This window comes from Nonomuraea sp. NPDC051298, from assembly GCF_055586305.1.
On sequence record NZ_JBVJIM010000013.1, the window covers coordinates 155,673 to 177,135 of the forward strand.

General features: G+C 72.6%; 21 protein-coding genes and 1 pseudogene. 7 read left to right on the forward strand and 15 right to left on the reverse strand.

Annotation, left to right across the window (positions count from 1 at the left end):
• Positions 1-160: 160 nt before the first annotated feature.
• The 6 genes from ACZ6S0_RS32365 to ACZ6S0_RS32390 all read right to left on the reverse strand — a co-directional run bounded on the left by ACZ6S0_RS32365 (position 161) and on the right by ACZ6S0_RS32390 (position 5,630).
• Entirely contained in the window at positions 161-568 is a 408-nt protein-coding gene (locus ACZ6S0_RS32365) for a spore-associated protein A (protein ID WP_465923094.1), read from the reverse strand.
• Between the two features lie 37 nt (positions 569-605).
• Complete coding sequence (locus ACZ6S0_RS32370; RefSeq protein ID WP_465923095.1) at positions 606-956, reverse strand: hypothetical protein; 351 nt, start codon at positions 954-956, stop codon at positions 606-608.
• A gap of 145 nt (positions 957-1,101) precedes the next feature.
• Positions 1,102-1,983: an NBR1-Ig-like domain-containing protein gene (locus tag ACZ6S0_RS32375; RefSeq protein WP_465923096.1), complete on the reverse strand. Its 882-nt coding sequence runs from the start codon at positions 1,981-1,983 to the stop codon at positions 1,102-1,104.
• Between the two features lie 224 nt (positions 1,984-2,207).
• On the reverse strand, positions 2,208-3,836 hold the full coding sequence (locus ACZ6S0_RS32380) for an ABC transporter permease (RefSeq protein ID WP_465923097.1): 1,629 nt from the start codon (positions 3,834-3,836) through the stop codon (positions 2,208-2,210).
• Complete coding sequence (locus ACZ6S0_RS32385; protein ID WP_465923098.1) at positions 3,833-4,726, reverse strand: ABC transporter ATP-binding protein; 894 nt, start codon at positions 4,724-4,726, stop codon at positions 3,833-3,835. The genes ACZ6S0_RS32380 and ACZ6S0_RS32385 overlap by 4 nt, the downstream gene beginning before the upstream one ends.
• A 73-nt stretch (positions 4,727-4,799) precedes the next feature.
• Entirely contained in the window at positions 4,800-5,630 is an 831-nt protein-coding gene (locus ACZ6S0_RS32390) for an oxidoreductase (protein WP_465923099.1), read from the reverse strand.
• A 235-nt stretch (positions 5,631-5,865) separates the two neighbouring features.
• Here ACZ6S0_RS32390 and ACZ6S0_RS32395 point away from each other — a divergent pair, with 235 nt between their 5' ends.
• On the forward strand, positions 5,866-6,660 hold the full coding sequence (locus ACZ6S0_RS32395; protein WP_465923100.1) for a helix-turn-helix domain-containing protein: 795 nt from the start codon (positions 5,866-5,868) through the stop codon (positions 6,658-6,660).
• Positions 6,661-6,670: 10 nt separating this feature from the next.
• Here the strand turns inward: ACZ6S0_RS32395 and ACZ6S0_RS32400 are convergent, their stop codons facing one another.
• Positions 6,671-7,624, reverse strand: a complete 954-nt coding sequence (locus ACZ6S0_RS32400) for an aldo/keto reductase (RefSeq protein WP_465923101.1) — start codon at positions 7,622-7,624, stop codon at positions 6,671-6,673.
• A gap of 86 nt (positions 7,625-7,710) precedes the next feature.
• A complete protein-coding gene (locus ACZ6S0_RS32405) occupies positions 7,711-9,066 on the reverse strand; it encodes a sensor histidine kinase (protein WP_465923102.1) in 1,356 nt (451 codons plus the stop codon).
• 163 nt (positions 9,067-9,229) lie between these two features.
• Here ACZ6S0_RS32405 and ACZ6S0_RS32410 point away from each other — a divergent pair, with 163 nt between their 5' ends.
• Entirely contained in the window at positions 9,230-9,427 is a 198-nt protein-coding gene (locus ACZ6S0_RS32410) for a hypothetical protein (protein WP_465923103.1), read from the forward strand.
• Between the two features lie 90 nt (positions 9,428-9,517).
• Here ACZ6S0_RS32410 and ACZ6S0_RS32415 read toward each other — a convergent pair whose 3' ends face one another.
• From ACZ6S0_RS32415 to ACZ6S0_RS32425, 3 genes are all read right to left on the reverse strand, one after another.
• Complete coding sequence (locus tag ACZ6S0_RS32415; protein WP_465923104.1) at positions 9,518-9,778, reverse strand: SAV_915 family protein; 261 nt, start codon at positions 9,776-9,778, stop codon at positions 9,518-9,520.
• Positions 9,779-10,029: 251 nt separating this feature from the next.
• Positions 10,030-10,593, reverse strand: a complete 564-nt coding sequence (locus ACZ6S0_RS32420; protein ID WP_465923105.1) for an RICIN domain-containing protein — start codon at positions 10,591-10,593, stop codon at positions 10,030-10,032.
• 235 nt (positions 10,594-10,828) lie between these two features.
• Complete coding sequence (locus ACZ6S0_RS32425) at positions 10,829-11,251, reverse strand: hypothetical protein (RefSeq protein ID WP_465923106.1); 423 nt, start codon at positions 11,249-11,251, stop codon at positions 10,829-10,831.
• Positions 11,252-11,550: 299 nt separating this feature from the next.
• Between ACZ6S0_RS32425 and ACZ6S0_RS32430 the strand changes: the two genes are divergently transcribed.
• The 3 genes from ACZ6S0_RS32430 to ACZ6S0_RS32440 all read left to right on the forward strand — a co-directional run bounded on the left by ACZ6S0_RS32430 (position 11,551) and on the right by ACZ6S0_RS32440 (position 15,493).
• Entirely contained in the window at positions 11,551-12,246 is a 696-nt protein-coding gene (locus ACZ6S0_RS32430) for a hypothetical protein (protein ID WP_465923107.1), read from the forward strand.
• 106 nt (positions 12,247-12,352) lie between these two features.
• Complete coding sequence (locus ACZ6S0_RS32435) at positions 12,353-12,928, forward strand: hypothetical protein (protein WP_465923108.1); 576 nt, start codon at positions 12,353-12,355, stop codon at positions 12,926-12,928.
• A gap of 81 nt (positions 12,929-13,009) precedes the next feature.
• Positions 13,010-15,493, forward strand: a complete 2,484-nt coding sequence (locus ACZ6S0_RS32440) for a heavy metal translocating P-type ATPase (RefSeq protein WP_465923109.1) — start codon at positions 13,010-13,012, stop codon at positions 15,491-15,493.
• On the opposite strand, the pseudogene ACZ6S0_RS32445 reads toward ACZ6S0_RS32440, so the two are convergent.
• Positions 15,439-16,491 (reverse strand): annotated as a pseudogene (locus tag ACZ6S0_RS32445) (TIGR03364 family FAD-dependent oxidoreductase); the annotation flags it as partial. The gene ACZ6S0_RS32440 and the pseudogene ACZ6S0_RS32445 overlap by 55 nt on opposite strands.
• A gap of 144 nt (positions 16,492-16,635) precedes the next feature.
• Between ACZ6S0_RS32445 and ACZ6S0_RS32450 the strand changes: the two are divergent.
• Positions 16,636-17,418 carry a GntR family transcriptional regulator gene (locus ACZ6S0_RS32450; protein WP_465923110.1) on the forward strand — a complete coding sequence of 261 codons (783 nt, stop codon included), beginning with the start codon at positions 16,636-16,638 and terminating at the stop codon, positions 17,416-17,418.
• Positions 17,415-18,086, forward strand: a complete 672-nt coding sequence (locus tag ACZ6S0_RS32455; RefSeq protein WP_465923111.1) for a phosphonatase-like hydrolase — start codon at positions 17,415-17,417, stop codon at positions 18,084-18,086. The genes ACZ6S0_RS32450 and ACZ6S0_RS32455 overlap by 4 nt, the downstream gene beginning before the upstream one ends.
• 51 nt (positions 18,087-18,137) lie before the next feature.
• Here ACZ6S0_RS32455 and ACZ6S0_RS32460 read toward each other — a convergent pair whose 3' ends face one another.
• The 3 genes from ACZ6S0_RS32460 to ACZ6S0_RS32470 form a co-directional block, all read right to left on the reverse strand.
• Positions 18,138-19,550 (reverse strand): FAD-dependent monooxygenase, encoded by a 1,413-nt coding sequence (locus ACZ6S0_RS32460; RefSeq protein WP_465923112.1) that lies wholly within the window; start codon positions 19,548-19,550, stop codon positions 18,138-18,140.
• A 104-nt stretch (positions 19,551-19,654) separates the two neighbouring features.
• Positions 19,655-20,521, reverse strand: a complete 867-nt coding sequence (locus tag ACZ6S0_RS32465; RefSeq protein WP_465923113.1) for a universal stress protein — start codon at positions 20,519-20,521, stop codon at positions 19,655-19,657.
• A 95-nt stretch (positions 20,522-20,616) separates the two neighbouring features.
• Positions 20,617-21,225: a dihydrofolate reductase family protein gene (locus tag ACZ6S0_RS32470; RefSeq protein WP_465923114.1), complete on the reverse strand. Its 609-nt coding sequence runs from the start codon at positions 21,223-21,225 to the stop codon at positions 20,617-20,619.
• Between the last annotated feature and the right edge of the window lie 238 nt (positions 21,226-21,463).

Sequence of the window (21,463 nt, forward strand, 5' to 3'; positions counted from 1 at the left end):
CCCGCTGCCGGTGCCGGGGGTGGGTGCTGCCCTTGTGGGCTTCAGTGCCACGGCGACCGGGCTCTCGGGGGTGGCCGACGGCAGGGCAGCCGAGCACCGCAGGCTCCCCCCGAGATCTGGACCAATACCTACCGCACGCGATCGGACACGTTCAGCAGGGTCAGCCGCAGTGGACACTTTCCTTGAGGACGTACTTCTTGCCGATGTATCCCCGGACGTCGATGCACTTGCCTCGCGCGTTGACACGCACCGGGCCCGCGTAGTATTTGAAGTTTCCTTCTTCATAGTCGGCCCAGGGCTTGTTCTCCACGCTGATGGCCGCCTGCTTGTAGCCGGAGCCGGGGCGGGAGGCCCGGGTGATGGCGCAGTTCTTCCCGTTGGAGGAGTTGTAGTACACCTCCAACGCGCCGACGGATCCGATCTTGTAGTCGCCGACCTTCCGGTAGCCTGCCCCGCACTCACCGGCCGCGCTGGCCGGTGTGGCGCTGACGATGAGCCAGGAAGCGGCCATCACCATGCTGGCCAGGGCCGCGACCTTGCTACGTGTACGCAAATCATTGCCTTTCATCGATCATCTTTCCGCGGAACCGTTCATCGGCGGCGAGTCAGCGCCTCTGGAAGGAAGGGTTGCGAGCCTTGAAAGTGCACTCGCCCACGAACTTGACCGTCTTGCCGGCCGGGATCGTCTTCCATTTGGTGCTGTACTGCTTCGAACCGCCGCCGAACGCGTTGACGCACCAGTACACGAGACGCGCCTGACTGGTCTTCGAGGTGCCGCCCCTCCAGCATTTACCCCAAACGGTGGTGTTTCCGGTTCCCGGGGCATTGCACAGCACGCCCGCCGCGCTTCCCGCGGACGCGGAGGCAGTGGCGGCCCCGGCAACACCGCTGCCGAACGACATCAGCACGAAAACCGCACCCATTGCGATGGCCAGAGAACGGATTGCCTGAGTCACTATTACCTTCCCATCATGAATGGATTGCGCCTGACCTGGCATTAGGGTGCCAAGGTCTCCGCCATGCTGGCACAGGCAACACCGGCCGACAACGGATTGTTCGTCCAGCGTGGTGATTTGGACATTGGACAAATAGATCCGCAGGTCAGGGTGCCTCTACCCGCACGTCCAGAAACACCGGGCGCTTGTCCGGAAGCAGCACCCGCCCTTCCGCATCGGTCATCTTCCAATAGATGAGGCAGTGCCCGGCTTCGTCGACGGCCTGTACCTCCACCGCGATGTCCACGGTTTGGCCAGGCGCTGTCGGCGGTATGCTCACCATTTCAGGTGAACGGCAAGGTCCGGGATTGACGCGAGTCAGTCGTCTGTCCGCCCAGAAGGTCATCCCGATGTTGCGAATCCTCCACACCTTTCTGAAAACAGAGCCCGGTCGCACCTTCGAGCCGTCCGGATACGTCACGTCAGCAATGAACTCTGAATTGTCTGCGGCACTCGGGCTCGCCGTCGGCGCCGCCACCGGGTCGTTTCGGTCCACGATCATTGCCAGATAAGGGGAGGTCAGGCTGAGCACGATGATGGCAGCCAGGGCCATGGTGCCGAAGAGTGCGCGGTGCCACCGCGCGAATTTCGACAGAGGCGCCGGAACCACCACGACCTCAACGGGGGCGGCCTGCGGTCCGGTTGCGGGCTCGTCACCCGCGCCGATGGCCACCGCTCCACCCGAGGCGTCGGCGTCAGCAGCCGAACAAGCCGCTCTCGTGTGCTCCCATAGCTCTCGCCACTCGCGTTCGGTCGCCTCGGGATCACGCCCCAGGCGATGAACCGCGAGGACCCGGACGAACTCCCAGGTCGTTTCCCAGCTCGGCACCTTCCGCCCCTGCGCGGCGCTGGCCAACGACGACTTCGAGGCCGCCGCGCCGAGTCGAGAGGACATCTCCGCGTACGAGGGGTCACCCGCTTCTTCCTTCAGCCGCAGGAGCCGGTCCGCGAAGGCCCCCGCCGCACCCGAGTCCGGATCGGGTCTCATCGGCTGTCGCCCTCGCCGCTTTCCACGCTGGTCAGCCCGCACTTCCGACCCTCATTTCCCCGTCTACCGCGTACCCTTTGCACCAATCATCACAAAAGTCGGCACCTGGCAGCGTCATGATCTGCTCGGCCGGCGACAGCTCCACCGGCGGCTGCCACGTTCTGTGCATGGTGGGGGTCCGCGTGGGTGGTGGCAGCGGCGGGCGATGGCCTGCCCTCGACCGGTCAGCCCGAGGTGAGGTCGCGGCGGTGGAAGCCGTGGAGGCCGACGGCGGCCAGGGCCGCCGCGAGGGCGAGGAGCGCCGCCGTGGCCACGGGGGCGAACTCGCCGAGCGGGCGCCAGGGCAGGTGCGACAGCACCGAGGTGTTCACCAGCCACCCCGGCAGCCCCGCGTACGGCCCCAGCACCGTGACGAACCCGCTGTACACCAGGACGCCCCAGGCCGCGCCCACGGCGCGCGGCGTGAGCCCGAGCAGCGCGACCGGCACGGCCAGCAGCACCAGCACCTCCGGCACACGCAGCAGGCTCGCCCCGAGCGCCTGGCCCGCGAGCGCGGGATCGCCGGTCGAGGCGGCGGCCCCGAGGCCCAGCCCCGCCCCGTACGCCCCGAGCAGGACGACCACCGCGAGCGCGCAGACCGCCAGCGACGACCCCAGCCACGCCGACCGCCCGGTGGGCCCGGCCAGCACGGGACCGAGCAGCCCGCGCGCCTCCTCCGCGCGCAGCCGCACCGCCGAGAGGACCGCGAACACGCCCGCGCAGAGCGACCCCGTGAACACCATGAGGGCGACCCAGGCCCGCCCGAGGTCCGCGCCGGCGAAGATGGGCAGGTCGGTGCTCGTCATCGCGCCCGTCATGGCCCCCAGCACCAGGCCGCCGACCAGGAACCCGGCCGCCCACCAGCCGATGGACGCCTGCTGGAGCCGCAGCCCCAGCGTGAACGGCGAGCGCAGCCACGGGGCCGCCGCCGCGCGTCCGGGGCGCGGGGCCACCAGCGCGGCCCCGAGGTCCCGGCGCGAGGCCAGCGCGTACGCCCCCGCGACCAGCGCCCCGGCCAGGACCAGCGACAGGCCGAGCGGCCACCAGCGTTCCCCGGCCAGCACCCGGCTCTGCTGCGACCAGCCCAGCGGGGACGCCCAGAACAGCGGGCCGCCCTCGGGACCCTGCATCGCCCCCGCGCCGCGCGCCGCCCAGGCGGCGGCCAGCACCGCGCCCGCGATCCCGGCCGCGCCCCTGGAGTGCTCGGTGACCTGGACGGTGATCGCGGTGACCGCCGCGAAGGCCAGCCCGGCGGCGGCGAGCGACCCGCCGAACAGCAGCGCGCTCCCGGCGGGGAAGCCGATGCCCACCGCCGCGGCGGCGGTGCAGAGTGCGAGCGCCGCGTTGCCGATCACGGCGACGGCGAGCGCGCCGGTGAGCTGGGCGTGGCGGCCCACGACGGCCGCCCGGACCAGCTCGGCCCGGCCCGTCTGCTCTTCCGCCCGGGTGTGCCGGGTGACGAGCAGGATGCTCATCAGCGCGGCGGCCAGCAGGAACTCCACCCAGTAGGCGGCCAGGAAGTACCGCTGCGCGGTGAGGGCGCCGTCGCCGAACACGGGCCCCGCCAGCGCCCTCATGAACGAGCCCCTGATCATCTCGGTGGCCTCGGCCATGGCCTCGGGCGTCGGGACGACCACGGTCGTGGCCGCGGCGTAGAAGCGCGGGACGAGGAGCGCGACGGCCAGCACCCAGATGGGCAGCTTGAACCGGTCGCGGCGCAGCGCCAGCCGTACCATCGCCCCGGTCCCGGTCAGATGGCCGCCCGCAGCCCCCGACCCGGTGCGCCCGCGCGCCGGGCTCATGACCGCGGTCATGCCGCCCGCCGCTTCCCGTAGTGGCGGAGCATCAGCTCCTCCAGCGTGGGCGGATGGCTGACCAGCGAACGGATCCCGAACCCGGTCAGGTGCCGGACGGCGGCGTCGAGGTGCTCGGCGTCCACGCTGAAGCGCACGCCGCCGTCCTCCGCCCTCGGGTCGTGCACGCCGGGCAGCCGGTCGAGCCCGGTGACCGGGGACGCGGTGCCCGCCACGATGGTGGTGCGCGACAGGTGCCGCAGCTCCTCCAGCGTCCCCGACTCCACGGTTCTCCCGTCGCGGACGATGGTGATCCGGTCGGCCAGGTTCTCGACCTGGGCGAGGATGTGGCTGGACAGCAGGACGGTCCGCCCGGCCGCCTTGGCCTCGGCGACGACCTGCTGGAAGACCGCCTCCATCAGGGGGTCGAGGCCGCTCGTGGGCTCGTCGAGGATCAGCAGCTCCACGTCGGCGGCGAAGGCGGCGACGAGGGCGACCTTCTGCCGGTTGCCCTTGGAGTAGGTGCGGGCCTTCTTGGCGGGGTCGAGCTCGAAGCGGCCGATCAGCTCGTCCCTGCGCCGCTGGTCGAGCCCGTCGCGCAGCCGGCCGAGCACGTCGATCACCTCGCCGCCGGTGAGGTTCGGCCACAGCTCCACGTCGCCGGGCACGTACGCCAGCCGCCGGTGCAGCGCGACGGCGTCGGCCCAGGGGTCGCCGCCCAGCAGCCGCACGGTGCCGGAGCCGGCCCGCATCAGGCCCAGCAGGACGCGGATGGTCGTCGTCTTGCCCGCGCCGTTCGGGCCGAGGAAGCCGTGCACCTCTCCCGCGCGTACGGTGAGGTCGAGCCCGTCGAGGGCGCGGGCCGACCCGAAGGTCTTGACCAGGCCCGAGACGGCGATGGCGGGGTTCATGGTTGCTCTCCGGAGGTCGATGCGGGGGCGGTCATGCGAGCGGGCCGGTGATCCGGGCCGGTGTCATGGGGGGTCATGCGAGCGGGCCGGTGATCCGGGCGTCGAACTCGCGGTCGGGCAGCGTCCGGTTGAGCTCCAGGAGTGCCTCGGCGTGCAGGCCGACGACGTAGCGGGTCTGCGGCCGCTGCGCCTCGACGGCCCGCAGGATGGTCTCCGCGACCACGCGGGGGTCGGTGGCGGGGCCGTCCGCTCCTGCCCGCGCGCTCTGCTCGGCCGCGCGTGCCATGGCCTCGGCGATCCGCCCGTACGCGCCGCTCCCGGAGATCTCCCTGAGCTGCCGCGCGGTGTCGGCCTCGAAGTCGGTCCTGATGATGCCGGGCTGGATGACGACCACGTCGACGCCGAACGGCCCGACCTCCATGCGCAGCGTGTCGGAGAACGCCTCCAGGGCGTGCTTGGAGGCGTGGTACCAGGCGCCGAGCGGCAGGGCGATCTCGCCGCCGATCGAGGAGACGTTGACGATCGTCCCCGATCCCCGCCGCCGCATGCGCGGCAGGACGAGCTGGCACAGCCGGGCCGGCGCGAGCACGTTGACCTCGAAGTGGGTACGGGCCGTCGCGATCGGCGTGTCCTCGACCGCGCCGTGCACGACGACACCCGCGTTGTTCACCAGGACGTCGATGCGGTCGTGCGCGTCCAGGACGGTGCCGACGACCCTGAGGAGGTCGGCGTCCTCGGTCACGTCCATCGGCAGGGCGTGGCCGCCCGCTTCGCGGATCGCCGCCATCCGGTGAACCCGGCGGGCGGCGCCGTACACGACGTGGCCGGCGGCCAGGAGCTCGAGTGCGGTGGCGTGGCCGATGCCGGACGAGGCTCCGGTCACGAGACAGATCTTGGCACCCATTCCAGGGTCTCCTTCGTTGCCCGTCGCGCGAACGCCCATCGTTCACGCATCGGGAAAGCTACGACTGCGTTCGAGGATCCGGCAAGTCGAAAACGGTATCTCCGCAGCTCAGAGCCGTGTGACTGGCGCAACGACGATGATGGCAAATGCAACAGGTCCGCGTTCCTTGTCGCGTTCGCCGGGGTCGCGCCCGCATACTGATGCGTACGCCGCGAGCCCGCGCCAGGGAGGACGCATGCCGGGAGGCCACCTGACGTACGACGACCGCCACAAGATCGCCGAAGGGCTGGCCGCGGGCCTCGGCTATGCCGAGATCGCCCGCCGCCTGGGCCGGCCGAGGTCCACCGTGGGCCGGGAGGTCGCCCGCAACGGCGGCCCGCACGGCTACCACGCGGCGCGGGCGCAGCAGGCGGCCGGCTGGCGCGCCCGCCGCCGGCCGGGTCCACAGCCGGGTCCACAGCCGGGTCCACAGCCGGGTCCACAGCCGGGTCCACAGCCGGACCCGGGGCCGGGACAGCGGCGCGGAGAAGCGTCCGACCAGATGGCTGCCGCGCACGCCGCCCTGCGCGATCCGCAGGCCGTGCGCGAGCTGGAGCGGCGGCTCACCGAGGTGATGTGGGGCATGCCGGCGATGGCGGCCAGGGTGCTGGTCTGCCTGTTCATCAGCGACACCGGCAACCTGACCGTGGCCGAACTGGTCGAGCGGCTGCGGGTCAGCCCCGCCTCGATCTCCAAGGGCGTCGGCTGGCTCGAACACCTGGGTCTCGTCCGGCGCGAGCGCGACAACCGCCGCGAGCGCTACATCATCGACGACGAGGTCTGGTACCGGACGTGGCTGGTGGGCGCCCGGTCGATGGCGCAGTGGGCCGGCACCGTGGCCGAGGGCATCGACGTCCTCGGCGCGCACACCCCCGCGGGCACCCGGCTCCGCACCGCGAGCCGGTTCTTCCAGGTCCTCAGCGACGACATGGCCCACGCGGCCGAGCACTACCGGCAGACCTTCGCCGACGGGGCCGACGTCCCTCCGTGATCCGGGGCGGTCACATGCCTTCAGGGGCGGGCCCGGTCACCGGGGCCGCCGCGGACATGATCGAGTCGATGGTGGCCAGGTCGTCCGGCCCCAGCGTGATCTCCACGGCGTCCAGGGCCAGGTCCAGGTGCCTCGTGCTGCGCGCGCCGACGATGGCGACCTGGACGGCCGGGTTCGACAGCACCCAGGCCACCGCCAGTTGCCCGACGGTCGTGCCGAAGCGTTCCGCGAAGCGGCGCAGCTCCGCGACCACGGCGAGGTTGCGGCGGAAGCCCTCGCCGGTGAAGTCGGGGCTGTGCGAGCGCCAGTCGTCGGCCGGGAACGTGGTGTGCTCGTCGAACGCGCCGCTGAGCAGGCCGTGCGCCAGCGGCCCGTACGCAAGCACGCCCAGATCGCTCGCCGCCGCGTACGGCAGCAACTCGGCCTCCACCTCGCGCCGGAACAGGTGGTAGGGCGGCTGCACGGTCTCCGCGCCCGGGAAGGCGCGCACCTGGCCGGCGTCGAAGTTCGACACGCCGACGTGCCGGATCAGCCCCTCCTCGACCAGCTCGTGCAGCGCGGCGGCGCTCTCCTCGAAAGGGGTGCGCGGGTCGGGCCAGTGCACCTGGTACAGATCGAGATGGTCGGCGCCGAGCGCCTTCAGGCTGGCCTCCACGCCTTGGCGCAGCCAGGCCGGGCTGGAGTCGCGGACGAGGTCGTCGCCGTCCATGCGCAGGCCGCCCTTGGTGGCCACGACCACCCGGTCGAGGTCGCCGTCCAGCGCCCGGCCCAGGATGCGTTCGGACACGCCGAACCCGTAGCCCTGCGCGGTGTCGAAGAACGTGACGCCCCGGTCCCTGGCGTGCTGGACGGCGGCGACGGCCGCCCGCTCGTCGACCTGCCCCCAGTCGCCGCCGAACTGCCAGGTGCCGTAGCAGATCGGGCTGACCTGCAGCTCCGTGCGGCCCAACCGTACTGTGTCCATTGACTTACCCCCCTCCTGGCCCCTTCCCGCGGGGTGTCAGGGGCAGGTCATGGGAGTGCAAGGTTCGGGCCGTGAGGAGGCGCCCGTCAGGGCAGGGGGAGGCGCAGGACGAACCGGGCGCCTCGGGGCTGGTCCTCGACCCGCAGGGTGCCGCCGTGCGACTCCGCGATCTGGCGGGCGATGGGCAGGCCCAGTCCCGTCCCGCCGGAGTCCCGGCCGCGCGAGGTGTCCAGCCGGGCGAACCGCTGGAAGACCAGCTCGCGCTTGTCCGGATCGATGCCGGGGCCGTCGTCGACGACCTCCAGCTCGGCCACCCCGCGCGGGAAGCGCCGCAGGTCGCGCTTGGCGGCGGCCGAGCGCGTCAGGCGGACGGTGATGGTGGTGGCGGCGTACCGCTCGGCGTTGTCGAGCAGGTTCGACAGGAGCCGCGCGAGCTGGCGGCGGTTGCCGGTCACCACGATGCGGGGTTCGAGGGAGGAGTCGAACACCTTTCCCGCCCCGTCGCGTTCCTCGGCCACGGACGTCACCAGCTCGGCCAGGTCGACCGGCTCCTTCTCCGCCTCGTCGCGATCTTCCTGCCGCGCCATCGTCAGCAGGTCGCCCACGATGGCCTCCAGCCGGTCCAGGCTGGGCAGGACGGACGCGCCCAGCCTGGACACGCTGCTCTCCTCCGGCGCGTAGAGCGCGTCCTCCACCTCGGCGCGGATCGCCGCGATGGGCGTGCGCAGCTCGTGCGAGGCGTCCGAGGTGAACTGGCGCTGCTGGTGCATCGCGGCCTGCAGGCGGGCCAGCGTCTGGTTGACGCTCTCGGCCAGGTCGTGGATCTCGTCGTGGCTGGGCGGCATGCCGACCCTGCGTCCCGGGCACATCTCGGTGATCTCGTCCAGTTCGGTGCGGATGACGGACACCGGCCGGAGCGACGAGGTCACGATCCGGTGGCCGAGCGCGGTCAGGGCCAGCGCCAGCAGACCGGTCGCGCCGATCACGGTCGTGGCCAGCCAGGGGGCGACGTACCAGGGGATCGAGGGGGAGGCGATGTAGACCGTCCAGTCCTCCCGCCCGCGGCGGGCCGACTGCGCGACCACCACCTCGCAGTGGCCGGGCGGGAAGACGCCGCCGCAGGCCGTGCCGGCGATGATGTTCTGGCCGTCGGGGGCGAGGGCGGCCATGACCGGCTTGCCGCGCATCCTCGGGGTCGCGGCGACGATCTGGCCCGCCTGGTTGAGGATCTGCACGTTGCGGTCGGAGTGCTGGACGAGCGGGAAGACGATCTGGTTGTGCTCCATCTGGTGGGCCAGCCGGCCGCCGTCGGCGGCCAGCTCGCCGATGAGGCCGCTGGTGACGTACCGGTGGATCGCGAACATGACGGTCGCGGCCAGGAGAGCGCACAGCGCGGTGGACACCGCCCCGGCGAACCAGGTTATACGCGATGCGATCGACATGTTACGCCAGGCAATCATGTTCTCCCCCTCATAGAGGGGAACACGGACACCTGGCGATCAGAAGCAAGAGGCGTACAGGTGTCGGCATAGGGGGACCCAAGACTCGCCACCCGGCTCCCTGTCCTCAGACGCGCAGGCGGGTCTCGGTCGAACCCCTCGGGTGGTGGGTGACGGCACCGCCGGGGTGCGACAGCTCCACCGGCACCGGGGAGTCGACGGTGACCCGGTCGCCCTCGACTACCGCCTGCGCCGGGTGGCCGAGCTGACAGACCTCAACCCGGCCGACGAACCGGCCCTGCAGAAACTCGCCGCGGCTCTGGCGGCCAGGAAGTCCCGCCGGCGGGAGTCGATGGGTCGGTGAGGTCGCGCGGACGGTCCGGCCGTTCGAGGGGCGGGGAGGCCGGGGGATCGTCCCGGGCGCGGTCGGCCTGGTCCTGCTGGAGGAGGCACATCAGGACGCCTTCCGCACGGGCCTGGTCATCGTCCCTGCGGGGTCGGTGACGATGCCGATGACGTCCAGATCGGTGATCATGGCGCGCAACGCCGGCGCGGTGAGCAGCACCCAGGGCTGCCGCGTGCCGAGCACCCTGGCCAGCTTGAGCGGCGAGGTGAAGGCGACCGCCGTCCGCTTGCCCGCGGGCGTGCGGAACAGCCGCAGGGTCAAGGTGTGTGCCCCGGGCTTCACCGGGACGCACAAGCGAGGCTCTGACATCTGGCTCCTCCTGAGACGGCCTGTCGGGGAAAGGCCACAGGTCAGACGTTAGGCCCGGAGGCGGCGGCGGGCGCGGATCACTATGCGATCCGGACGCGCGGGCCGGAAATCCTGACGGGGAATTGACGCGGCGCCTCCGGGGAGCGCCGGTCGCGCGGGCGTCGGCTGACCGCCGACCCCCGCCACGACCGACGCTGCCACGACCGGCGCTGCCACGACCGACGCTGCCACGACCGGTGCCGGAGCGGACGTCACGCGCTGGGCCACCACGGGTCGACGTCTCCGAGCGAGAACTGCTGGTACGGGGTGTTCCAGCAGCGCCGCTGGAGGACGGGCACGTCCCTGTCCAGGCTGGCCTGCGAGACGTCGAGGCACTTGCCGCCGGCGGTGCGGATGCGCACCGTGCCCGGGCCGGCCGGTTCGATGCGGAGGCGCTGGCTCACGCTGTCGAGGCAGTCGAACTGGATGATCGGTGTGTTGTCCGCGAAGGTGTGGTCCCACGCGTCGAGGCACGCGCCGTCGAAGGTCTCGATCGCCACCCAGTCGTGGTGCAGGTGCTGGATGCGGAAGCGCTGGTGCGACTCATGGTCGCAGACGGACAGGCCGATCGGCGTCTCGTCCTCGAAGTCGATGTCGGCGACGCTGAGGCACTTGCCGGAGTACGTCTGGATCGCCACGAGCCCGCCGTCGTCCCACTCGGCGGGGGCCGCGGCGGACGGCGTCGCGGGCATCGCGGTGAGAGCGATCGCCGCGATGGCGCCGCTCGCCAGCCACCGCAGGCGGGTGGCTGCGCGCGTGAAGGTGCACATGCTCATGATGGGTTCCTCTGTGTCATGAATAGCGGGGCCGAAGCCCGGCAAAACCCCTTGCACCGTGCAGCGAGGATCGACGGCACGGCGAAACGAACATCACTTATGTCGCCAGGACATGCTAAGCGCACCCGAGTAAATCAGCGCGTAAGTGCGAGCCCCGTTCTCTGGGCGTGTCGGGAAAGCCGCAAAGCCGGTGACGTTTTATCGATTTATCCGTATTAAATGGAGTTTTTCCGGCTCAGGGTGGGGCGAGGACGTGGTCGGTGCCGGTCGTCCGCGACACGTGCGCGATGGCGTCGAACCCCTCGAACACCCGCAGGTCGAGAAAACGGTCGGCCATGCGCGTGTGCTGGAACGACGCCCCGTCACCGACGTACGGCCGGGCCGCGCGCAGGTCGGCGAGCGTCCAGAGCCGGTCGGTGGGGAAGGCCCCCTCGACGCTGCCCGCGACGGGCGGCGGCAGCGGCGCGTCGTACCAGGCCCCGTGCGGGCCGCCGGGCCACCCCGATCGCCTCCTCCAGCCCAGCGCCACGACCCGCGCCTCACCCACGACGTCGCGCAGCGGTTCCAGGTCGTCCACGGGGGAGTGCGGGTCGAGGGTGTCCAGGGCGGTGCCGTGCTCGCCGACCCAGCTCGCGAAGCCCGTCGTCGTCACCGTCATGCCCCACAGCCTCGCGTGCGGGGCCCGCCGCGGTCGTCGTGCCGGGGAAGGCTCTCCCGCGTACGCCCATCGGAGCGGCCGCGGCAGCGCGTACGCCGCCGGAAGTACGTGGGACGACCGGAAAATCGTTAATTGCCGGTATTGGCGGTTTGTTACGGTTCTTTCATTGATTCTTGGGTGGTGCCGGAAAATCGGGAACGGCGTGGCGGAGGAGCCGAACTCAGCACAACTGTAAACATCGTACCGGTCTGGCGGTCGCGGAACGCATCACCGAAGGGACCGGGTAAATGGTCAGCTCAATGAGACGAACGGCGAGGCCCGCGGCGTACTGCCTGCTCGCGGTGGCGCTGGCCGTCACGAACACCATGGCCCCGGCGGCGAACGCGGACAAGGACCCCAGCGCCCGCGAGTTCCGCCACTTCCGCGGCATCCACAGCGACCGCGGCTTCCACACCACCCGCCGCGACGAGGGCGGCGGCCGTAACTGCAGACCACGCACGTTCTTCCGGATCCACGAGCTGTCGCCGCGGAACTTCTACGTGCCCCGCACCCAGTTCGTCGACGGCCCCGGCGGCTCGATCACGGTGTCGGTCACCCGCGAGCACGAGGTGAAGGCGTTCGTCGAGGCCGCGAACGAGAAGGAGAAGGAGGCGGAGTCGAAGTTCGCGCCGACCGGCACGAACACCGGCCCGACCGTCGACACGAAGACGGTGGTCGAGAGGCTGCGCCGGCTCGGGCTGCCGCATCTCCAGGAACGGAACAGGGTCTTCACCGGGCACGAGTACACCCGGCGGATCAGCGACGGCATGTACGGCCACATGTGGTACCGCGTGCTCGGATACCGCGCCGCCTGGTCGGCGTGGTCGGTGCTCGGCACGTGCGAGCGCCGCAAGGTCGACGCGGGCATCGCCAACGTGCCCTCCCGGGTGGAGGGGTGGCGGTACTGGGAGTCCAGGCATCCGACGTTCAAGCACCGCAGGCTGTCCGAGAAGTGACCGTCCCGGTGCCGCCGCGGCATCCGCGACCGTACGAGCTGGGAGAAGGCGGCGCGGCGGAGGGGCAGCTTCCGCACCGGGGCACCGGGCTGGGAGGATGTGTCCCGTGTCCGCCCAGGGACGGGTCTCGCGCCTGGCACGCGCCGCTGTCTTCGCGGCGGTGTGCGTCGTCGTGTCCGCGGCCGGGCACGTTCTCGCCGGTGGCGCGCCGGTCGCGGTGGCGGCCCTGTGCGCCGGGGTGGTGGCGGCGTTCGTCCCGGCTTTCGCGCTGGGCGCGCGTGAGCGCGGGCCCGAGGTCGTCGTGGGGATGGCGGCGGGGGTGCAGATCCTCCTGCACGAGCTGTTCGCCAGGAGCGCTCCCCTGTCCGGCGGGCCCGCCGGGCACGCGCACGACCTGATGCCCGGCATGGCGCCAGGAGCCGGTATGACCGTCGCCCACCTCGTGGTCGCGGTGGTCAGCGGGTGGTGGCTGCATCGCGGGGAGAGCGCGTTCTGGCTGATGGTGCGGCTGTGGGGGATGGCCCCGCTGCCGAGGTCGCGCAGGCTGCTCGCCGGGGTGGTCGAGCCGGTGACGACGCCGGTGCGCGTCGTGTTCGTGGCCGGGGCGCGGGTGCGTCGCGGCCCCGAGCGGGTCAGGGCCATCCGGCGACGTGGGCCGCCGGTGCCGCTCGGCGTCCGCTGACGACCGTTCTGGCGCCGCCGCCGGGACGGCCGGGCGTTCGCCGATGACCGCTCCCGTACCGTCCGCGACATCGAGGAACCCATGACATCGACAGTCCAGCTCGTCATCGGCGGGATGACCTGCGCGGCGTGCGCCGCACGGGTGGAACGCAAGCTCAACCGCATGGAAGGGGTCAGTGCCAGCGTCAACTACGCGACGGAGAAGGCCACCGTCGAGGCCGACGGGGTCACGCTTGACGAGCTGATCCGGGAGGTCGAGCGCACCGGCTACAGCGCCGAGCCGTACACGCCGCACACCTCCGAGGCCCCGGAAGACGCCGACGACAGGCGGGTGCGGTCGCTGGGGCGGCGCATGGTGGTCGCCGTCGTGCTGGCCTTCGTGCTGATGGACCTGTCCATGGGGATGGCGTTCGTGCCGGAGTGGCGCTTCGCCGGATGGCAGTGGGTGCTGATCGGCGTGACCGCGCCGATGGTGACCTGGTGCGCGTGGCCGTTCCACCGCAACGCGTTCAGGGCCGCCCGGCACCGCACCACCTCCATGGACACCCTGATCTCGACCGGGGTCATCACCTCCACCTGCTGGTCGGTGTACGTCATCCTGTTCCCGATCGACGCGGGACCGGCCGGGACGGGCCTGTGGGCGTTGCTGTCCGCGCCGAACAGCGCGCTCTACCTCGACGTCGCCGGGGGCGTGACCATGTTCGCGCTGGCCGGTCGGTTCCTGGAGGCGCGGGCGCGGCGCTCGTCCGGCGCCGTGCTGCGGCGGCTGGCCGAACTCGGGGCCAAGGACGTCAGCGTCCTGCGCGCCGACGGCAACGAGTACCGCATCGATGTGGCCGATCTGCGGGCCGGTGACCGGTTCGTGGTCCGTCCCGGTGAGAGCATCGCCGCTGACGGCGTGATCGAGTCCGGGCAGAGCACGATCGACACCAGCGCCATGACCGGCGAACCGGTGCCCGCCGAGGTCGCCGAGGGCGACCCGGTGACCGGCGCGACCGTCAACCTCGGCGGGCGGCTGGTCGTGCTGGCCACCCGGGTGGGCGCCGACACCCAGCTCGCCTCGCTGATCAGGCTCGTCGAGCACGCCCAGGCCGACAAGGCCGCCGTGCAGCGGCTGGCGGACCGGATCTGCGGCTGGTTCGTGCCGGCGGTGTTCGCGCTGGCGGCGCTGACGCTGGCCGGGTGGCTGCTGGCCGGAGGGGCCGCGCACGAGGCGGTCACCGCCGCGCTGGCCGTCCTCATCATCGCCTGCCCGTGCGCGCTCGGCCTGGCCATCCCCACCGCCCTCCAGGTGGCCTCCGGCACCGGCGCGCAGCTCGGCGTCTTCATCAAGAGCCACCAGGCCATGGAGTCCGCGCGGGCCGTCGACACCGTCGTCCTGGACAAGACCGGCACGCTGACCGAGGGCCGCATGAGCGTGGCGGACCTCGCCGCCGCCGACGGCGTGCCGCCGTCGGACGTGCTGCGTTACGCCGGAGCCGTCGAGGACGCCTCCGAGCACGCCATCGCGGCGGCCATCGCTGCCCACGCCCGCGCCCGGCTCGGCGACCTTCCCGAGGTGAGCGGGTTCGCCGCCCTGGCCGGGCTCGGCGCGCGGGGCACGGTCGAGGAGCGGCGGATCCTCATCGGCTCCGCCCGGCTGCTGGCCAGGGAGAACGTGTCCGTCCCCGCGACGCTGGAGCGGACGCGGGGCCGGTGGGAGGGCGAGGGCCGCACCGTCGTCCTGGTCGCGGCCGACGGCACGGCGCTGGGCGCGATCGCGCTCGCCGACACCGTCAAGCCCTCGGCCGCCGCGGCGATCGACGAGCTGCACGCGATGGGGCTGAACACCCTGCTGCTGACCGGCGACAACGCCACCACCGCGCGGGCCGTCGCCGACCAGGTCGGCATCGTCGACGTCGTCGCGGAGGTGCTGCCCGCCGACAAGGAGGCCACCATCGCCCGCCTGCAGAAGGAGGGGCACCGGGTGGCCATGGTCGGCGACGGCATCAACGACGCCCCCGCGCTGGCCCGCGCCGATCTCGGGCTGGCCGTGGTGGAGGGCACCGACGTCGCGCTGGCCGCCGCCGACCTCATCCTGGTCCGCGAGAATCTGGACGTCGTGCCCACCGCGCTCACCCTGGCCCGCGCCACGCTGGCGACCATCCGCGGCAACCTCGTGTGGGCGTTCGGCTACAACGTCGCCGCCCTGCCGCTGGCCGCCGCCGGGCTGCTCAACCCGCTCATCGCCGGTGCCGCCATGGCCATGTCGTCGGTGTTCGTGGTCGGCAACAGCCTGCGGCTCCGCCGCTTCGCCCCGCCGCGCCCGGCCGCCGACCTGCCTGGCGACCACCCGTCCAGTCACCCGACCGGCCACCCGTCCGACCTGCCGTCCGACCCGCCGTCCGACCTGCCGTTCGACCACCCGTCCGGTCACCCGGACGAGGGTCGTCAGGCCGGGAGGCCGTCGAGGACCTCGGCGGCCAGCCCCAGGGCGGTGGTCATGCCGATGCCGGAGGTGACCGACACCACCCGCACCCCCGTCACGGGCGTGGCGACGAGGAACGGCTCGGGGGCCGAGGCGTAGACGCCGCGCCAACGCTCTCTGACCGTGAGCCGCCCGGCCCCCAGCAGGCGGGCGGTCTCGGACAGGACCCGCCGGTCCAGCTCGTCGTCGTCGAACGGCTCCGGCGTGACGGCGTAGGAGTGGGTGTCGCCGATGGTGAGGTCGCCGTCCGGCCGCTGGGTGAACATCAGGTTCAGCCCGATGGCGACCAGCTCCGGGTGCTCGGCCTCCAGGCGGGCCCGCAGGGCGGGCGCGGTGGGGCAGGCCGTGAAGCCGCCGTAGCGGAGGAGTGAGAAGCCGGACAGCACGGCGGGGGCGACCCGGCGTCCGTGCGGGTCGGCCACCCGCAGCATGCGCAGGACGCAGCGGCGCAGCCCGGCGCGCTCGGCCAGGCCGGGGAAGTGCCGGTCGACGTCGTGCCCGGTGGCCACGATCACGTGCGCGGCCCTGATCCGGCCCCGGCCGGTGGTCACCAGGCCGGGCTCGACGAGGTGTGCCGAGGTGGCCCAGTGGAAGCGCACCCCCTGGCGGGCCAGCCAGGCGGCGATGGCGGGCACGGCCCGGCGCGGGTCGACGCGTACGTCCATCGGCAGCCAGGCGCCGCCGACCACGCCGGGGCCGACCGGCACCCGTTCGGCCACCCGGCGGGCGTCGAGCAGCACAGCCTGTCCGTCGCGGGCGGCGGCGAACTCCTCCAGGACCGCGTACTCGTCGTCGGAACGGGCGACCACGACGGTGCCGCCCTCCTCCAGCCAGAGCCCCGCCTCCTTGGCCAGGCGCAGCCAGACGGTCCTGGCGGCCATCGCGTACCGCAGGGCGTCGCCGTCCTGGGCGGTGAAGCAGCCGTGGCCGAAGTTGCGTACCGAGGCCCCGACGGGCCGCTCGTCCCGCTCGACCACCACGACGGACAGCCCCCGGGCCACGGCGTGCACGGCGTGCGCCAGCCCCACGATGCCCGCACCGACGACCACGAGATCGGCCGCGTCGAGCGATCTGTCCCACGGCAGGTCACTTGTCATGATAAGTAAGCTGCCGCGCACGCCCGGACGGCGTCAACGCCGAACCCGACATGTCATCCCGTGTTTCGCCAGGCGTCATTCCCCCAAGTAGCTGGAAAGACGGGCGTTCCGTGGAATGTCGGCATTCCTGTATGGTCAAGTGCCATGGACGCACCCCTCCACGAACGCGTCGCGTCGGACCTGCGCCGCCGCATCAGCTCGGGCGAGCTGCCCGTGGGTGCGGCCATCCCCTCGGAGTCGCACCTGTGCGAGCAGTGGGGCGCCTCGCGGGGCCCGATCCGCCAGGCGCTGGCCACGCTGCGCGCCGAGGGGCTCATCGGCGGCGGGCGCGGCAAACCGCCCGTCGTGCGCAGCCAGAGCATGCCCCAGCCGTTCGAGACGTTCCTGTCCTTCTCGCGCTGGGTGGAGCTGATGGACCGCACGCCGGGGCAGCGCACGCTGGAGATCGCCCGCCGCCCGGCGACCCCCGAGGTGTGCGACGCCCTCGGGCTGGAGGAGGGCGAGCCCGTCGTGCAGATGCTGCGGCTGCGGCTCATCGACGAGGTCCCCGCCATGGTCGAGCGCACCACGTTCGTCTGGCCGGTCGGCCGGCTGCTGTTCGACCACGACTGCGACTCCGGGTCGGTCTTCGCCTACCTGAGCCGGTGCGGGGTCGACCTGAGCCGGGCCCGCCACGTGATCGACGCGATCGGCGCCGACGCGACCGACGCCGGGCTGCTGGGCGTCGCCCGCGGCGCGCCGCTGCTCCGCGAGCGCCGTCAGACCTCCTCCGCGGGCGGGGAGCCGGTGGAGTTCTCCGACGACCGCTACCGGCCCGACCTGGTCTCGTTCACCATCGACAACTCCCAGCAGGCCCGCCCCGCGCTGCTGCGCACCGGCCCCGACGACCTGCCCCCCGCCCGAGCCCCGCAAGGAGAGACACCGTGATCGAACTGGCGGCCCTCGACATCGCCGGCACCACCGTTGACGAGCGCGGCGCCGTCTACCAAGCGCTGGAGGAGTCCGTACGCGCCGCTGGCGGCACTCCCACCCCCGCCGACGTCGGGCGCTGGATGGGTGCCGACAAGCGCGAGGCCATCACCGCGATGCTGACCTCGGCGGGCGGCCCGCCCGGTCACGACGCCATTGAGACCGCTTACGCCGGCTTCCGCGCCCGGCTCGCCGCCGCGTACGCCGCCCGGCCGCCCGCGCCCCTGCCCGGCGTCGCCGAGGCGATCGCCACCCTGCGCGCGGAGGGCGTCAAGGTGGCGCTCACCACCGGGTTCGATCGCGAGGTCACCACGGCGCTGCTGGCGGCCGTCGGCTGGGACCACGGGTTTCTGGACGCGGTGGTCTGCGCGGACGACGTCACGTCCGGGCGGCCCGCGCCCTACCTGATCTTCCGGGCGATGGAGGCGACCGGCGTTCACGACGTGGGCCGCGTGCTCACCGCCGGCGACACCGTGCGCGACCTGCGGGCGGGCACCAACGCGGGGGCGCGCATCGTGGCCGGGGTCCTCACGGGCGGCCAGGACGCCGCCACTCTCGGGGCCGTCCGGCACACCCACCTGCTGCCGAGCGTCGCGAGCATCCCCGCCCTGCTCTCCCTGCGCTGACCGCCGGACGAGCACCCCCGCTCCGTTCCCCACGGGCTCCCGGGCGGGGGATCACGCCGTGGTCGGCGTCCCCGCCAGCTCGGCCAGGGCGTGGCGCAGCCCGGTGGTGTCCGTGCCCGCCCAGCCCACGTACCCGTCGGGGCGGACCAGGATCGTAGGGCCGCCCGGCGTGGCGGGGGCCGACACGTGGACCCGGTCCTGCCAGCCGGTGACGTCGGCCTCCCCGACGAGGACGAACCGCCGGTCACGCAGCGCCTCGTACAGGCGGCCGCCACCGCCGAGCGGAACGTCGGCCGCGCGGGTGCCGACCAGCTCGTGCGCGCCGCCGGGCGCCGGGTAGGCGTAGCCGACGCCGCTGAGCTGGGCGATCATCCTGGCGCGGACCTTGGGGATGGACAGCGCCCGGCGCGCGGCGAAGCCGCGGATCGCCCGGCCGGCGGCCGACTCGATCATGGCGGCCCTGATGAGGGCGCCGCTGCTGCGCAGCACCGAGCGGCCGACCGGGTGCCGCTCGCTCTGGTACGTGTCGAGCAGCGCGTCCGGCGCGCCCCGCAGCACCGAGGCGAGCTTCCAGCTCAGGTTGGCCGCGTCCTGCAAGCCGGTGTTCATGCCCTGCCCGCCGGCGGGGGAGTGCACGTGGGCGGCGTCCCCGGCCAGGAAGACGCGGCCCACGCGGTAGTCCGGCACCTGCCGCTCGTCGCTGTGGAAGCGCGCCAGCCAGCGGGCGTCGCGCATGCCGAAGTCGGAGCCCAGGGCTCGCCTGGTGACCTCGCGGATCTCGTCCAGGTCGAGGGGCGCGTCGTCGGGCACGACATGACGGCGGTCCCAGGCGAAGACCCGGTGGTAGCCGTCGCCGAAGGGCGCGATGAAGGCGAAGGCGTCCCCGACGCCGTTGACGGTCAGCAACTCGGGGGGCGGCTCGGTCAGCCGCACGTCGGCGAGCATGATGGACTTCAGCACCGACCTGCCGGGGAAGGGCTGGCCGAGGGCGCGGCGCACCGTGCTGTGGAAGCCGTCGGCGCCCACGGCGTGTCCGGCGCGGTGGACGCCGTTCGCGGTGGTGACGGTGACGCCGATGGCGTCCTGGCTCAGCTCCAGCACCTCGGCGCCGTACTCGATCGCCGCCCCCGCCTTCAGCGCCCGCTCCAGCAGCAGGTGCTCCACGTTGTACTGCGGAGTGACGAGCAGGTACGGGAACCGGCTGGGCAGCAGGCCCAGATCGACGCTCACCCGGCCGAACACCCGCAGCCTGCCGAGCGGGGCGCCCATGGCCACGAGCTGGTCGGCCAGTCCGCGGGCGTCCAGTTGCTCCAGCGTGCGGGCGTGCACCCCGAACGCCCGCGACAGATTGGAGATCCGGCCGTCACGGCGCTCCAGAATCGTGACCCCGACACCTGACTCCGCCAGATCTCCCGCGAGCAGCAGCCCGGTCGGCCCCGCCCCCACGACGATTACCTCGCTCATGTCGCCTTCCCTTCGGCCGAACGCTCACGACCCAGGATTCGCCGCTCCCACCGAAATGTCAACAGTCGTTGGCCAACGCCTGTTGGCAGGACGACGGGCCGTGCCTACTCCGTCGTGTCGGCCGTGCGCACCACCGCGACGTTGCCGCGCGCGTGGTGCAGGACGCCCCGGCTCACCGAGCCCAGGACGATCGCCTTGAGCGCGCTCCGGCCGTGCGAGCCCACGACCAGCAGGTCGGCCTGGTCACTGGCGGCGGCAAGGGTCTCGACCGGATGCGCGCACCGCACGTCCGTGATCACCCTGACCTCCGGGTGGCGCTCGCGCCACGGGGCGAGCTGCACCGTCGCGAGGTGCTGGTTGTGCTCACGCAACGCCACGAAGTCCAGGTCGAACGAGGTGGCCAGCGCGAACGGCAGCGGCCACGCGTACACGGCCCGCAACGTGCTCTCACGCAGCGCGGCCTGCCGGAAGGCGTACGCCAGGACCGGTTCGCACGGGGCGGAGGAGGCGTCGAAGCCGACGGCGATCTCGCCGCGCACCGGCGCGCCGCCCGCCCTGACGACGACCACCGGGGCCGGGATCTGGCCCGCGACGTTCATGCTGACGGAGCCCAGCACCGCCCCGGCGAAGCCGCCCCGCCCTCTGCCGCCGACCACCAGCTCGGTCGCGTCCTCAGCCCGCTCGCGGAGGGAGGCGGCCGGGGTCCCCGTCATCAGCTCGGTGCTCACCTCGACGGACGGACGCCGCCGGCGGACGAGCTGCTCGGCCTCGGCCAGCACCTTCCGCGCGTGCTTGGCCAGGTACTCCTCCCACTCGACCGCGCCGACCTGCGGGACCTGGTACGGCCAGGTCTCCACCACGCAGACGCAGCGCAGCGGCACCCCCATCCGGAAGGCGTCGTCGGCCGCCCACTCCACGGCGTGGAAGCCGGGCTCCGACCCGTCGACACCCACGACGATCACATCAGACATCGCCTACCCCCTCCTCCCATCTCTTCCCGGCGGCGGATCGCCCGGCAGGGCCGAAACCCCAAGAGGTGGCCATGATCTGGTGTGCGGCCAGACGTTCAGCCCACGTCCCTGACCACCCGGTACGTCAGATGGGTGACCAGGCCGGTGCCCGAGGGCGCGCCGATGGGCTCGAGGGTGAGGTCTCCGGCGCCGGCGAACAGCCGTTCGCCCCTGCCCAGGATCACGGGCGCGACGTGCAGGCGCAGCTCGTCGATGTGCCCGGCCGCCAGGTACTGGTTCACCGTCGCGGCGCCACCGGCGATGGCCACGTCCCGGCCGCCCGCGGCCTCGCGCGCCTGGGCCAGCGCCGCCTCGATCCCGCCGGTCACGAAGGTGAACGTGGTGCCGCCCAGCATCGTCAACGGCTCGCGCGGATGGTGGGTGAGGACGAAGACCGGCGCGTGGTAAGGCGGCTCGTCGCCCCACCAGCCGCTCCAGTCCAGGTCCCAGTCACCGCGCCCGGGGCTGAACATGTTGCGGCCCATGACGAACGCCCCGGCGGCGGTGATGCCCTCGATCACGGCGGCGTGCCGCTCGGGCTCCTCGAACATCCACTGGGTCAGGCGATCGCCCACACCCTCGCCGAACGGCTGGTCGAGGCTCTGGTACTGCCCAGCCACGAAACCGTCCACGGACATCGCCATGTCACAGACGACCTTGCTCATCTCGTTGCCTCCCGCGTGCGCGGGCGCCCTGACGGCGCCGCTTTCACAGGGAGGTCGGAGCCGTCGGCTCGTTCTCTACATGCCGGTCGTGCGCTCCGGCGGTCCGCTCACCGGGCCGGGCCGCCCCCCGCGCGCCCGTCGCCGCGCTCGCCCTGGATTGGGACTCCGACTTGATCCCTTTGTGTCCTGCCGGGCAATCGATTTCGGGGGCGAATCCCCGAACGGGCCGCTACGGTGA

What these genes read in the sequence shown, in the direction of transcription:
- ACZ6S0_RS32365 (WP_465923094.1), bottom strand. Translation starts at nt 568, where the DNA reads ATGAAAGGCAATGATTTGCGTACACGTAGCAAGGTCGCGGCCCTGGCC.
- ACZ6S0_RS32385 (WP_465923098.1), bottom strand. Translation starts at nt 4,726, where the DNA reads ATGAACCCCGCCATCGCCGTCTCGGGCCTGGTCAAGACCTTCGGGTCG.
- ACZ6S0_RS32430 (WP_465923107.1), top strand. Translation starts at nt 11,551, where the DNA reads ATGAGACGAACGGCGAGGCCCGCGGCGTACTGCCTGCTCGCGGTGGCG.
- ACZ6S0_RS32395 (WP_465923100.1), top strand. Translation starts at nt 5,866, where the DNA reads ATGCCGGGAGGCCACCTGACGTACGACGACCGCCACAAGATCGCCGAA.
- ACZ6S0_RS32465 (WP_465923113.1), bottom strand. Translation starts at nt 20,521, where the DNA reads ATGTCTGATGTGATCGTCGTGGGTGTCGACGGGTCGGAGCCCGGCTTC.
- ACZ6S0_RS32390 (WP_465923099.1), bottom strand. Translation starts at nt 5,630, where the DNA reads ATGGGTGCCAAGATCTGTCTCGTGACCGGAGCCTCGTCCGGCATCGGC.
- ACZ6S0_RS32450 (WP_465923110.1), top strand. Translation starts at nt 16,636, where the DNA reads ATGGACGCACCCCTCCACGAACGCGTCGCGTCGGACCTGCGCCGCCGC.
- ACZ6S0_RS32440 (WP_465923109.1), top strand. Translation starts at nt 13,010, where the DNA reads ATGACATCGACAGTCCAGCTCGTCATCGGCGGGATGACCTGCGCGGCG.
- ACZ6S0_RS32420 (WP_465923105.1), bottom strand. Translation starts at nt 10,593, where the DNA reads ATGAGCATGTGCACCTTCACGCGCGCAGCCACCCGCCTGCGGTGGCTG.
- ACZ6S0_RS32415 (WP_465923104.1), bottom strand. Translation starts at nt 9,778, where the DNA reads ATGTCAGAGCCTCGCTTGTGCGTCCCGGTGAAGCCCGGGGCACACACC.
- ACZ6S0_RS32400 (WP_465923101.1), bottom strand. Translation starts at nt 7,624, where the DNA reads ATGGACACAGTACGGTTGGGCCGCACGGAGCTGCAGGTCAGCCCGATC.
- ACZ6S0_RS32470 (WP_465923114.1), bottom strand. Translation starts at nt 21,225, where the DNA reads ATGAGCAAGGTCGTCTGTGACATGGCGATGTCCGTGGACGGTTTCGTG.
- ACZ6S0_RS32425 (WP_465923106.1), bottom strand. Translation starts at nt 11,251, where the DNA reads ATGACGGTGACGACGACGGGCTTCGCGAGCTGGGTCGGCGAGCACGGC.
- ACZ6S0_RS32405 (WP_465923102.1), bottom strand. Translation starts at nt 9,066, where the DNA reads ATGTCGATCGCATCGCGTATAACCTGGTTCGCCGGGGCGGTGTCCACC.
- ACZ6S0_RS32460 (WP_465923112.1), bottom strand. Translation starts at nt 19,550, where the DNA reads ATGAGCGAGGTAATCGTCGTGGGGGCGGGGCCGACCGGGCTGCTGCTC.
- ACZ6S0_RS32375 (WP_465923096.1), bottom strand. Translation starts at nt 1,983, where the DNA reads ATGAGACCCGATCCGGACTCGGGTGCGGCGGGGGCCTTCGCGGACCGG.
- ACZ6S0_RS32380 (WP_465923097.1), bottom strand. Translation starts at nt 3,836, where the DNA reads ATGACCGCGGTCATGAGCCCGGCGCGCGGGCGCACCGGGTCGGGGGCT.